The sequence below is a fragment of the Erwinia wuhanensis genome, from assembly GCF_030484085.1.
GTDB classification, from domain to species: Bacteria; Pseudomonadota; Gammaproteobacteria; order Enterobacterales; family Enterobacteriaceae; genus Erwinia; species Erwinia aeris.
Genome location: NZ_JAUJUH010000002.1, coordinates 153090 through 165493 on the forward strand (window position 1 = coordinate 153090; position 12404 = coordinate 165493).

9 protein-coding genes are annotated in these 12404 nt (G+C 54.5%); 5 read left to right on the forward strand and 4 right to left on the reverse strand.

Going from position 1 to position 12404, the window contains the following annotated elements:
- Nucleotides 1-18 precede the first annotated feature (18 nt).
- Nucleotides 19-2634, reverse strand: coding sequence for an aminopeptidase N (pepN, locus tag QZH36_RS05180; RefSeq protein WP_301729765.1), 2616 nt, complete (start codon nucleotides 2632-2634; stop codon nucleotides 19-21).
- Nucleotides 2635-2897: 263 nt separating this feature from the next.
- Between pepN and pncB the strand changes: the two genes are divergently transcribed.
- The 5 genes from pncB (at nucleotide 2898) to QZH36_RS05205 (ending at nucleotide 9109) form a co-directional block, all read left to right on the forward strand.
- The gene (gene pncB, locus QZH36_RS05185) at nucleotides 2898-4103 is read left to right on the forward strand and encodes a nicotinate phosphoribosyltransferase (protein ID WP_253454690.1); all 1206 of its coding nucleotides are present in this window, start codon (nucleotides 2898-2900) and stop codon (nucleotides 4101-4103) included.
- A 167-nt stretch (nucleotides 4104-4270) separates the two neighbouring features.
- A complete protein-coding gene (gene asnS / locus QZH36_RS05190; RefSeq protein ID WP_253454691.1) occupies nucleotides 4271-5671 on the forward strand; it encodes an asparagine--tRNA ligase in 1401 nt (466 codons plus the stop codon).
- A gap of 300 nt (nucleotides 5672-5971) precedes the next feature.
- Complete coding sequence (gene ompF, locus QZH36_RS05195) at nucleotides 5972-7132, forward strand: porin OmpF (protein ID WP_301729766.1); 1161 nt, start codon at nucleotides 5972-5974, stop codon at nucleotides 7130-7132.
- A 259-nt stretch (nucleotides 7133-7391) separates the two neighbouring features.
- The gene (locus tag QZH36_RS05200; RefSeq protein WP_301729767.1) at nucleotides 7392-7736 is read left to right on the forward strand and encodes a hypothetical protein; all 345 of its coding nucleotides are present in this window, start codon (nucleotides 7392-7394) and stop codon (nucleotides 7734-7736) included.
- Nucleotides 7737-7918: 182 nt separating this feature from the next.
- A complete protein-coding gene (locus tag QZH36_RS05205; protein WP_301729768.1) occupies nucleotides 7919-9109 on the forward strand; it encodes an amino acid aminotransferase in 1191 nt (396 codons plus the stop codon).
- Between the two features lie 83 nt (nucleotides 9110-9192).
- Here the strand turns inward: QZH36_RS05205 and QZH36_RS05210 are convergent, their stop codons facing one another.
- The 3 genes from QZH36_RS05210 to ldtD form a co-directional block, all read right to left on the reverse strand.
- Entirely contained in the window at nucleotides 9193-9822 is a 630-nt protein-coding gene (locus QZH36_RS05210) for an MBL fold metallo-hydrolase (protein WP_301251207.1), read from the reverse strand.
- 34 nt (nucleotides 9823-9856) lie between these two features.
- A complete protein-coding gene (gene mepK / locus QZH36_RS05215) occupies nucleotides 9857-10411 on the reverse strand; it encodes a peptidoglycan L,D-endopeptidase MepK (RefSeq protein ID WP_301729769.1) in 555 nt (184 codons plus the stop codon).
- 187 nt (nucleotides 10412-10598) lie between these two features.
- On the reverse strand, nucleotides 10599-12389 hold the full coding sequence (gene ldtD / locus QZH36_RS05220; protein ID WP_301251209.1) for a L,D-transpeptidase LdtD: 1791 nt from the start codon (nucleotides 12387-12389) through the stop codon (nucleotides 10599-10601).
- Nucleotides 12390-12404 lie beyond the last annotated feature (15 nt).

Consider the following 12404-nt stretch of genomic DNA (forward strand, 5'->3'; position numbering starts at 1 on the left):
GTCATTTACGCCGGACGATTAGTCCTGAAGCGCCTTGCTGATTTTTTCGTAAAGGTCGCCGGAAAGGTTCTCCAGTGCCTTTAACTTCTCAAGCGCGCCGCGCATCAGCGCCTGACGGGCTTCGTCGTAGCGTTTAAAGCGGATCAGCGGCTCAATGATGCGCGAGGCAACCTGAGGATTGCGCGTATTCAGATCGGTCAGGATCTCCACCAGGAACTGGTAACCGCTACCGTCAGCAGCGTGGAAGGCGGAAGGGTTAGCCGAGGCGAACGCGCCGATTAGCGAACGGATACGGTTTGGATTGCTTAGCGTAAAGGAACGATGGCTGAGCAGCGCGCGAACGCGGCTAAGTACGTCCGCAGCCGGGCTGGTGGCCTGCAAAGTAAACCACTTGTCCATCACCAGGCCATCTTTATGCCAGCGCTCGTCGAATTCGGCCAGCAGCGTTTCCCGGCACGGCAGCTGCGCGGCAACCGAGGCCGTCATCGCCGCCAGCGAGTCGGTCATATTGTTCGCCTGACGGAACTGGGCGGTAACCAGTTTCTCGGCCAGCCCTGTTTCGCCGAAGGCCAGGTAGTTGAGACAGGTATTTTTCAGCGCGCGCTTGCCGATATCGGCATGATCGATACGATATTCGTCCACACGATGCGCGTTGTAAACCGCCAGCCACTCATCCGCCAGCTCCGTAGCCAGCGTACTCAGCAGCGCACGGCGCACTTCCGCAATGGCTACCGGATCGATTACCTCAAACAGCTCGGCAATTTCGTTTTCGCCAGGCAGCGTCAGGATCAGCGCCATCAATGCCGGATCGCTGTTTTCCTCCAGCAGCACGGCGCGGAAAGCATCGGCAACGTGCAGCGGCAGCGAAAGCGGCTGGCCCTGCTGGAAGCGGGCGACGTTCAGCCTGATATGGGTCGCCAGCAGACTTTGCGCGGCATCCCAACGTGAGAAATCGTTACGGGCATGGCGCATCAGGAAAGTCAGCTGCGCATCGCTCCAGTTGTAGTCCAGCTTCACCGGCGCGGAGAATTCACGCAGCAACGAGGGGATCGGCTGCTGATAAACCTCGTCGAACACAAAGCTCTGGAATTCTTCCGTCACGTTCAGCACATGATGAACCGGATGACCATTGTGCTGCAAAGGAATGACGTTGCCTTCACTGTCGTAAAGCTCGATATCCAGCGGAATATGCAGCGGCAGCTTGTTTTTCTGATCGGCCGTTGGCGGCGTCATTTGGGTAACGTGCAGCGTGTACTGTTGTAGCTCGGCGTTATAGTCATCGCGTACGGAAAGCACCGGCGTGCCGGACTGGCTGTACCAGCGGCGGAACTGGGAAAGATCGACGTTGGAAGCATCCTCCATCGCCTGCACAAAATCGTCGCAGGTCGCTGCGCTGCCGTCGTGGCGCTCGAAGTAAAGCTGCATGCCTTTCTGGAAATTCGCCTCGCCCAGCAGGGTGTGCAGCATACGAATAACTTCAGACCCTTTTTCATACACGGTCAGCGTATAGAAGTTGTTCATCTCGATCACCTGCTCAGGGCGGATCGGATGCGCCATTGGGCTGGCGTCTTCGGCAAACTGCGCGCCGCGCATCACGCGCACGTTATCGATACGATTGACCGCGCGAGAGCCGAGATCGGAACTGAATTCCTGATCGCGGAATACGGTCAGGCCCTCTTTCAGGCTAAGCTGGAACCAGTCGCGGCAGGTGACGCGGTTGCCCGTCCAGTTGTGGAAATATTCGTGGCCGATCACCGCTTCAATGCCCAGATAGTCTTTATCCGTCGCCGTTTCCGCTTTCGCCAGCACGTATTTAGAGTTAAAGACGTTCAGGCCTTTATTTTCCATCGCGCCCATGTTGAAGAAGTCGACGGCAACGATCATAAAGATATCCAGATCGTATTCCAGGCCGAAACGCTGCTCGTCCCACTTCATGCTGTTTTTCAGCGAGGTCATTGCCCAGTCGGCGCGATCGAGGTTGCCGCGATCCACGAAGATCTCCAGCGCAACATCCCGGCCGGAGCGCGTTTTAAAGCTGTCGCGCAGCACGTCAAAGTCGCCTGCCACCAGCGCAAACAGGTAGCACGGCTTTGGAAAAGGATCTTCCCATTTTACCCAGTGACGTCCGTTTTCCGCTTCGCCGCCGGCTATCCGGTTGCCGTTTGACAGCAGATACGGATAAAGCTGTTGTTCCGCGATGATGGTCGTGGTGAAGCGAGCCAGCACGTCAGGGCGATCCAGATACCAGGTGATATGGCGGAAGCCTTCGGCCTCGCACTGGGTACAAAGCGCCTCGCCCGATTTATACAGGCCTTCCAGCGCGCTGTTTTTATCCGGATGAATATCGTTGACGATTTTCATCGTGAATGACTCCGGCAGGCCGGAAACTATCAGCGCGCCCTCTTCCAGCGCGTAATCCGTCCAGGGCCGATCGTCAATCTCCAGCGAGACCAGCGTCAGATCTTCCCCATCCAGACGCAGCGACGCATCAGCCTGGCCCAAACGCTTTACGCGGCTGACGGCCGTCACACGGGTGGTTGCGGCATCCAGTTCAAACGTCAGATCGATGTCGGTAATGGTGTAATCCGGCGCACGATAATCATGGCGATTTTTGGATTGTGGCAGTTGCGTCATAAGTGCTTCTCATGTCGATAATTAGTTAACTTTGCAAGTCTATTCCGCTTCCTGCAATGTTGCCATGGAGAATCGCGTCGGGTGGTCGGAATTGCTGTTAAAAGCTACATCCTCTTAACAATCGCACGGATTGCCCTCGACCTGCCGGATCGAATTGTGCTGTGATCGGGTTCAATAAATGAGTATTCAAGTTATACTCCTGCGTCATTACTATTTTTTAAACCAGGGATAACGCTCTTCGCCAGAGGATGCTGAAACGCACCATGACACGACATGCTTCCCCGATACTGACCACGCTGCTGGATACGGACGCCTATAAGCTGCATATGCAGCAGGCGGTATTTCATCGCTATCAGAACGTTTCCGTAGTGGCTGAGTTTCGCTGCCGTGGCGACGATCTGCTTGGCATCTACGCTGAGGAAATCGCTCAACAGGTGACCCTGATGCAGTCGCTGGCGCTCAGCGACGAAGAGAGCCGCTATCTTGCCGGACTGCCGTTTTTCAGCGCGGATTATCTGCAGTGGCTGAAACAATTCCGCTATGACCCTGCTCAGGTGCGCATCCGCAATCATCAGGGCAAGCTGGATATCCGCATCGCCGGCCCGTGGCGGGAGGTGATTATGTGGGAGGTGCCGCTGCTGGCGCTGATCAGCGAAGTGGTGCACCGCCACCGCTCGCCGCTGGTCGTCCCCGCGATGGCCGTCGAGCGTCTGCAAAGCAAGCTGCTTGATTTCGGCAAGCTGACGGCAGATTTGGATATGTCCCGCTTTAAGCTGATGGACTTCGGTACGCGCCGCCGTTTCTCCCGCGATGTGCAGCTGGCGATTGTCAGCACGCTAAAAGCCGATTTCCCCTGGCTGGTCGGCTCCAGCAACTACGATGTTGCCCGGCAGCTACAGCTCGCGCCGGTGGGCACGCAGGCGCATGAATGGTTCCAGGCACATCAGCAGATCAGCCCTGTTCTGGCCAACAGCCAGCGCGCCGCCTTGCAGGCCTGGCTGGAGGAGTATCCGAACCGTCTGGGTATTGCGCTGACCGACTGCATCACCATGGACGCTTTCCTGCGTGATTTCGGCCTGAATTTCGCCAGCAGCTATCAGGGACTGCGCCATGACTCCGGCGATCCCGTGGAATGGGGTGAAAAAGCCATTGCGCATTACGAAAAGCTCGGCATCGATCCGCAGGAAAAAACGCTGGTCTTTTCAGACAATCTCGATTTGCCAAAAGCGGTGGAGCTTTATCGCCACTTTGGCCAGCGCATCGAGGTCATTTTCGGTATCGGCACGCGGCTGACCTGCGATATCCCTCAGGTAAAACCGCTGAATATCGTCATTAAGCTGGTAGAGTGCAACGGCAAACCGGTCGCCAAACTCTCCGACAGCCCCGGCAAAACCATTTGCCAGGATAAAGCTTTTGTTCGCGCCCTGCGCAAGGCGTTCGATCTGCCGCTGGTGAAAAAAGCCAGCTAGGCTGCCTACAGAGAGAAAGGCGCCCTGCCTTTCTCTCTTTCTGATTGCCTTTCGTTAAGAAATCTCCTGCCTCGCAACGAATTCTTCTTGTGTCTCATCTTCTGGCAAGTAACATAGCATTGCCCCGGTTTCGGGTAATTTTAATTCTGATGAAAAGAGAGACTTATATGAGCGTTGTGCCTGTAGCGGATGTACTGCAAGGCCGGATCGCGGTTGACAGCGAAGTCACCGTTCGCGGCTGGGTGCGTACCCGAAGAGATTCAAAAGCCGGTATTTCCTTTATCGCCGTCTACGACGGTTCCTGCTTTAATCCTGTCCAGGCCGTCGTTAATAATTCTCTGAATAATTACCAGGAAGAAGTGCTGCGCCTGACCACCGGCTGTTCCGTGGCAATCACCGGAAAAGTCGTGGCCTCGCCAGGCCAGGGCCAGAGCTTTGAGATCCAGGCCAGCGCGGTGGAAGTCGTGGGCTGGGTCGACGATCCGGACACCTATCCGATGGCGGCCAAGCGTCACAGCATCGAGTATCTGCGTGAAGTGGCGCATTTGCGTCCGCGCACTAACCTGATCGGCGCCGTCGCGCGCGTTCGCCATACGCTGGCGCAGGCGCTGCATCGCTTCTTTGACGAGCAGGGGTTTTTCTGGGTCTCCACCCCGCTGATCACCGCTTCCGATACGGAAGGCGCTGGTGAAATGTTCCGCGTCTCCACGCTCGATATGGAAAACCTGCCGCGTACGCCGGAAGGCAAAGTCAATTACGATGAAGATTTCTTCGGTAAAGAGGCGTTCCTGACCGTTTCCGGCCAGCTTAACGGTGAAACCTACGCCAGCGCGATTTCCAAAATCTACACCTTCGGCCCGACTTTCCGCGCTGAAAACTCCAATACCAGCCGTCACCTGGCGGAATTCTGGATGCTGGAGCCGGAAGTGGCCTTCGCCGATCTGGAAGATAACGCCGCGCTGGCTGAAGCCATGCTGAAGTACGTCTTTAAGGCCGTCCTGGCCGAACGTGCCGACGATATGGCTTTCTTTGCCGAACGCGTAGACAAAGAAGCGATTACTCGCCTGGAGCAATTTGTTACTACCGATTTTGCGCAGGTGGATTACACCGATGCTATCGAGATCCTGAAAGCCTGCGGCGAGAAGTTTGAAAACGCCGTCTCCTGGGGTATCGATCTCTCGTCCGAGCACGAGCGCTACCTGGCGGAGAAACATTTTAAAGCGCCGGTCGTAGTGAAAAACTACCCGAAAGACATCAAGGCGTTCTATATGCGCCTGAACGACGATGGCAAAACCGTGGCGGCGATGGACGTTCTGGCGCCGGGCATTGGTGAAATCATCGGCGGTTCGCAGCGTGAAGAGCGTCTGGACGTGCTGGACGCGCGTCTGGCGGAGATGGGGCTGAACAAAGAAGACTACTGGTGGTATCGCGATCTGCGCCGCTACGGCACCGTGCCTCATTCCGGCTTCGGCTTAGGTTTTGAGCGCCTGATCGCCTACGTTACCGGCGTGCAAAATGTCAGGGACGTCATCGCCTTCCCAAGGACGCCGCGCAACGCCAGCTTCTGATTTTTGCATTAAATATAAGAAATTCATATATATAACTAAGGCCAGCCTCGCTGGCCTTTTTTTATTTTTGTAAATTTAGATATAGTTCACAAAGTTCCGTTTTATTTACATATTGAAACACAAATTTTCTTCCTGTAACCAGAATAGGATATTAGTAGCATTTTCGAGGTAGATTAACCGCACCGCGAATGGAAAGATGCGTGCAGATACAGGAAGACACCAAACTCTCATCGTAGTTCTGTAAAGAATTATTGACGGCAGTGGCAGGTGTCCAGATAACTCCAATGAGGGTAATAAATAATGATGAAGCGCAATATTCTGGCACTGGTTATCCCAGCCCTGTTAGCCGCTGGTGCAGCCAATGCAGCAGAAATCTATAACAAAGACGGCAATAAGCTGGACCTCTATGGGAAAGCAGTTGGTTTGCACTATTTCTCTGATAACGACGGCAACGATGGCGACCAGAGCTACGTGCGTTTTGGTTTCAAAGGTGAAACCCAGATTAACGATATGCTCACCGGCTACGGCCAGTGGGAATACAACATCCAGGCAAACAATTCTGAAGGCGGCTCCGACGCGCAGGACGGCAACAAAACCCGTCTGGGCTTCGCTGGTCTGAAATTCGCTGAGTACGGCTCTATCGATTACGGCCGTAACTACAGCCTGCTGTACGATCCAATGGGCTGGACCGATATGCTGCCAGAGTTCGGCGGCGACTCTGCCTATAGCGACCTGGGCATCCTGGGCGGCCGTACTACCGGCGTGCTGACCTACCGCAACACCAACTTCTTTGGCCTGGTTGACGGCTGGAACTTTGCCGTACAGTATCAGGGTAAAAACGAGCGTGAAGACGACATTCGCCGCGCTAACGGAGACGGTTACGCAGTCTCTACCAGCTATACCGCGCCAATCGGTGTAGGCGTGTCTGCAGCTTATGGTTCTTATGACCGTACCGATGCGCAGGCAGCTGGCGTGCGTACCGTGACTAACCCGAATAACTCCGCTGAATCCGTCACCATCAATAGCGGCGCGGGTAAACGTGCTGAAGCATGGGCTACCGCGCTGAAATATGACGCTAACAGCGTTTACCTGGCAGCGATGTACGGTGAAACCCGTAACGCCACGCCAATTTCTTACAGCGGCAATTTTAGCGACGCTGACAGCACTTCCTGGTCTGCTAACTCTTTCGCTAACAAGGCTCAGAACATTGAGCTGGTTGCGCAGTATCAGTTTGACTTCGGTCTGCGTCCATCCCTGGCCTACGTGCAGTCTAAAGGCAAGGATATCGAAGGCGTTGGCGATGCTGACCTGATCAAATATGTTGATGTGGGCGCAACCTACTACTTCAACAAAAACATGTCTACTTACGTTGACTACCAGATCAACCTGCTGGATGACAACAATCCACTGGGTCTGAACACCGACGACACCGTGGCTGTAGGTCTGGTTTACCAGTTCTAATCAAGCAACAAATCGTCTGGCGGGGCTTCGGCCCCGCTTTTTTATTGTCTGCACCTTCGCTTTTCTCTGCCTGCCCTTATTCCCTTCCTGACTTGCCCGTGCTGCTAAATAAAACCTGTCGCTTCCCTATGTAATTTCTTTTTCCGTTTCATAAAAATTCGAGCCATGCCGCAGCGTTCCTGAAAAATTTCCAAAAGTGTTTGTTAGCCACGCGTGAACATGAAAAAATCAGTCTGGATTTAGCTTAAGGAGAGCCAATATGGATATGGACAGCCCTCTTCTGCTAACGCTGTCAAACCACAGCAACCAGCAGGAAAAAAAAGAAACCGAGACGGAAGCGCGCTTTACCCGTATCGAAATGCATATCGCCTGGCTCAGACATGACGTTAACGATATCAGAAACGAGCTCCATGATATTCGTGGGGAAATAAAGGATGTACGCGGCGAGATAAAGGACGTGCGCGGTGAGATACAGGACGTACGCGGTGAGATGAAAGATATCCGCAAAGATATGCAGACTGATTTTCGCCTGATGTTTAGCGCGCTGATCGGCGTTGCGCTGGGCCTGGCCTACATTATGGCCAGAGGTTTTCATTGGCTATAGGCCCCGTACGCCAGGAAAGCGGCCGCGCTTATTTTACCTTTACAGGTGTTTATAGCAGCTGGCTGCCGCTACCTTTATCCAGGGCATTCTTTCACTGTTTTTAGCGCAAACGGTTGGCATTTTTATCATAGTGGCGGTACCCTGAATTCTCATTTCGTTTCAGGTTATAACGGACTTTCATTATGTTTGAACGCATTGCAGCTGCACCCGCAGATCCTATCCTTGGCTTAGCCGACCTTTATCGTGCGGACGACCGTCCTGACAAAATTAACCTTGGCATTGGCGTTTATAAGGACGAAACCGGCAAAACGCCGGTGCTGACCAGCGTGAAAAAAGCCGAGCAGTATCTGCTGGAAAATGAAACGACCAAAAATTATTTGAGCATTGATGGCCTGGCCGATTTTGGCAAATGTACGCAGGCGCTGCTGTTTGGCAAAGATAACGCCATCCTGCGTGACAAACGTGCGCGTACAGCGCAAACGCCTGGCGGTACGGGCGCGCTGCGCGTAGCGGCGGATTTTATTGCCGCGCAAACCGGCGCCAGGCGCGTTTGGGTCAGCAATCCTAGCTGGCCTAATCATAAAAATGTGTTTCAGTCCGCCGGACTGGAAGTCTGTGAATATCAGTATTACGATGCGGCCAGCCATTCGCTGGATTTCGACGGAATGCTGAACGCGCTGCGTGAAGCGCAGGCGGGCGATATTGTGCTGTTCCACGGCTGCTGCCATAACCCTACCGGCATCGATCCTACGGCCGCACAGTGGCAGGAGCTTGCCGAGATGTCGCTGGCGAAAGGCTGGCTGCCGCTGTTCGACTTTGCCTATCAGGGCTTTGCGCGTGGGCTGGAAGAAGATGCAGAGGGCCTGCGCATTTTTGCTGCCGGACACCAGGAGCTGATTGTCGCCAGTTCTTATTCGAAGAACTTCGGGCTTTATAATGAGCGCGTAGGCGCGTTCACGCTGGTCGCCAGCACGGCCGATATTGCCAACACGGCCTTTAGCCAGGTTAAAGCTACCATCCGCGCGAACTACTCTAATCCGCCTGCGCATGGCGCGGCGGTCGTCGCCACTATCCTGGGCAACGATGCGCTGCGTACCCTGTGGGAGCAGGAGTTGACCGATATGCGCCAGCGCATCCACCGTATGCGTCAGCTGTTCGTTAATACCCTGCAGGAAAAAGGGGCAAAAGGCGACTTCAGCTTTATTATCAACCAGAACGGTATGTTCTCTTTTAGCGGCCTGACCAAAGATCAGGTGATTAGACTGCGGGAAGAGTTTGGCGTTTATGCGGTCAATTCAGGCCGGGTTAACGTAGCGGGAATGACGCCGGACAATATGGCGCCGCTGTGCGAAGCGATTGCCGCCGTGCTGTAAGTGCACATAAAGCGGATGCGAAATATTTTATCCGTCACGCAATAAAAAAGCCTGCATTACGCAGGCTTTTTTATACGGCAGCTTTATTGCAGAAAAGGATTGGAAATCCGCTCTCTGCCCAGCGTCGAGCTGGGGCCGTGGCCGGGTAAAAAGGTGACGTCATCGCCAAGCGGCAGCAGCTTGTTTTTGATCGCGGCAATCAGGTCGCTATGGCTGCCCTGAGGGAAATCGGTACGTCCCACGCCGCCGCTGAAGATCACATCGCCGGAGATCAGCAGGCGAGAAGCCCGATCAAAAAATACGATATGACCCGGCGTATGGCCCGGACAGAGCAGAACCTCAAGCGAGATATCGCCCACGTGCACAACCTCACCCTCTTCCAGCCAGCGATCGGGCGTTAACGGCGCACATTCAGGAAAACCAAACATCTGGCTCTGCATCGGCAGCCCTTCCAGCCAGAACGCATCTGCTTTATGCGGCCCAACAACCGGTACGGCATAAAAAGCAGCCAGTTCAGCCGCCGCGCCTACGTGGTCCAGATGGCCATGCGTCAGCAGAATTTGCGTAACTGTTACGCCCTTTGCCGTCGTCTGCGCTTTAATTTTTTCTGCGTCGCCGCCAGGATCGACAATGGCGGCCTGCAGCGTCACCGGACACCAGATCAAAGAGCAGTTTTGCGAAAAGGCCGTTACCGGAATAGTTTGATAATTCATAAGGCTCCATTAATTCCGGTCAGCCCGGATTTTCTTACCAGTGCCTTGCCGGCCCGGTATCAATATGCACAAAGTTGCTTTTGGGATAGTATCCTACACCCCCGGCCCGCATGGAAAGAGCCGCTTTGCGTATATTGCTGAGGGCGATCCCCTCAATATGAAAATCCATTGCCTGGCCCAGCGTATGATAGCTGTGCTTGGCTACGCCGGTGCTGCTGCCGCGTTCGCGCAGCGAGTTGTTGGTCGCCAGCGTACGGTAACCGGAAATCAGCTGTACGGGCTTGCGCGTATCTAACAGCGCCTGGAGCCGATACAGCTGATCGAAAAGATGTGGATCGATGCTTTTGATCCTGTTGGCGCGATAATCACGAAAAAAATGGTTAAGGCGCGTTAACTCATTCTTGTCATAGCTTTTCCCGTTGAAAAACTCGGTTTTAAGGCTTTCTCCGGTATGTAAATTATTCAGCGTCAGAATGCGAGGACGTGAGGTGGAAAGCGAAGCGAAAGCCTGGCCAGGAAGCAGCGACAGGCCTAGTGCCGCGCCGCCCAGGGCCAGTAATTTACGGCGATGAGAGTCGAATTTATCCATTAATCTGTGTTACCCGGCTAAAAAAGTTCTGAAACGGTGGAAACGTTCACCGCCCGGAACCATAACCGGGTAGAAATGTGGCGTCAACCGACGAAACGTGACGGATACGGCAATTCCTTGAGAGGCTGCCGTACCCGTCAGACAGGCTGGCCGCAGGCCAACATCAGAAAACCTGAAGAATCAACCACTAGAGTAATAATTGACCAGCTTTCGCCAATACCTGCGCCCCGGAGCGCGCCGTCAGGTCATAATTGTAAATATCTGTACGATATTGCGTACGTCCGTCGTCAGCGACCCAGGCGGTCAGGTAATACAGGTTGACCGGAATGTGATGACGCACCGGCACATAACGGGTATCACCCTGCTTCAGCGTGCTGGAGATACGCGAATCATTCCAGCCCGCATCCTGTAACAGCAGATTAGCCAAATCAGACGCCTTGTTTACCCTGACGCAGCCGGAACTCAGCGCCCTGATATCCTTCTGGAAAAGATTGTGGTTAGGCGTATCGTGCAGATAGATAGCGTCCGAGCTTGGCATATTAAATTTATAACGACCCAGCGAGTTCGTTGCCCCTGGCGCCTGACGGATACGATACGGGAACGAAGCTGCCGAAACCATCCGCCAGTCAATCATGGAAGGATCGATCACTTCAGCATCGCTGCTCCAGCCGGAAAGCAGCGTGTAGTTGTGCTTATACAGGTAGCTCGGATCCTGTTTTACCTTCGGGATAATATCTTTGCGCACCAGCGTGGTGGGTACATTCCATGGCGGATTAAGCACCACGTTGTTTAAGGCACTGCGCATGAGCGGCGTTTTACGATCCGGACGGCCCACGATAACGCGGGAATCCAGGATCTGATTGCCATTCAGATAATATTTCAGCGAGTAGTTGGCAATATTCACCATGATGCCGTTATGCATATCATCCGGCAGCAGCCTTAGCCGCTGAATGTTCAGCGCCAGCAGCGAGGCCCGCAGCTGCGGAGAAACGTTTAGCCATTCACGCGTTCTTGGCCCGATAACGCCATCGGCCTCCAGGCCCTGCCAGCGCTGAAAGCGTTTCACGCCCGCCACCAAATCTTCAGAATAGATATGGGCAGGATTACTGAGCGTACCACTTTCTACGTGGCCGGCCTGCTCCGGCGTATTCGCCTGCGGAGTTTGCTCTGCGGGAGAGGCCGAAGGGCTAACCGCGATTTCTTCATCTACGAAGGAAGCCGGGACCGGCGTGGTCGGCACCGCATCGTCATCAGGTTTTGGCGTATCGCTGCCGGGCGTCAGCATATTGGTGCGCTGCAAAATTTCTCTCAGCGCAGGCACATCGTCGCTCAGCTGCCCAGGGCGCAGGCTTTGTCTGTCGGTCAGCTGCGGCCAGGCGCGGTTGTCCGCCAGCAAATCTTTTAACGCCTGGTGCATTAAAGGATACTGTGGATGCTGCGGCGCCAAAGAGGCGACAAAAGCATGCGTGGCGCCATGCTCAATTGCCCGCTGCCACTGGTTAATCACCGATAAGGCAGGAACTTCCAGCTTGTAGGGGACATTGCTGTAAAGCCAGGTTTCGCCTTTAGCCGGCACCGTCGAAGCGAATTGCAGATAGCCAAGCATAGCGTCGGAAAGCACGACGTCTCGTTCCAAACCTGTTACCGCAGGATCGGTTAATAATTTAACCCACTGCGTGAACTGCGGCTGTACGCCGGAAATCGCGACTTCCGCCAGCTGCTGCTGAAACTGCTGCACGGCCTGGCGATCCTGCCACAGAGGCTGCATATGCTGCGTAGCATATAACGATGCCAGCGTTTTAAGATAAAAAGGCCGGTAGCCGTTAGTAAACAGCGATTGTAGCTTTACCTGCGCCTGCGAAGCGGAAACGGCGGCCGAATGCGGCATGGCCGCAGCGGCGGGTACGGCTTGCCCCAGCGCTAACGCCAGGCAGCAGGCCAGGCTAAGCTTTGCAAAATGAGTTCCTGTCAGCAACATCCCTTGCCTCCTGTA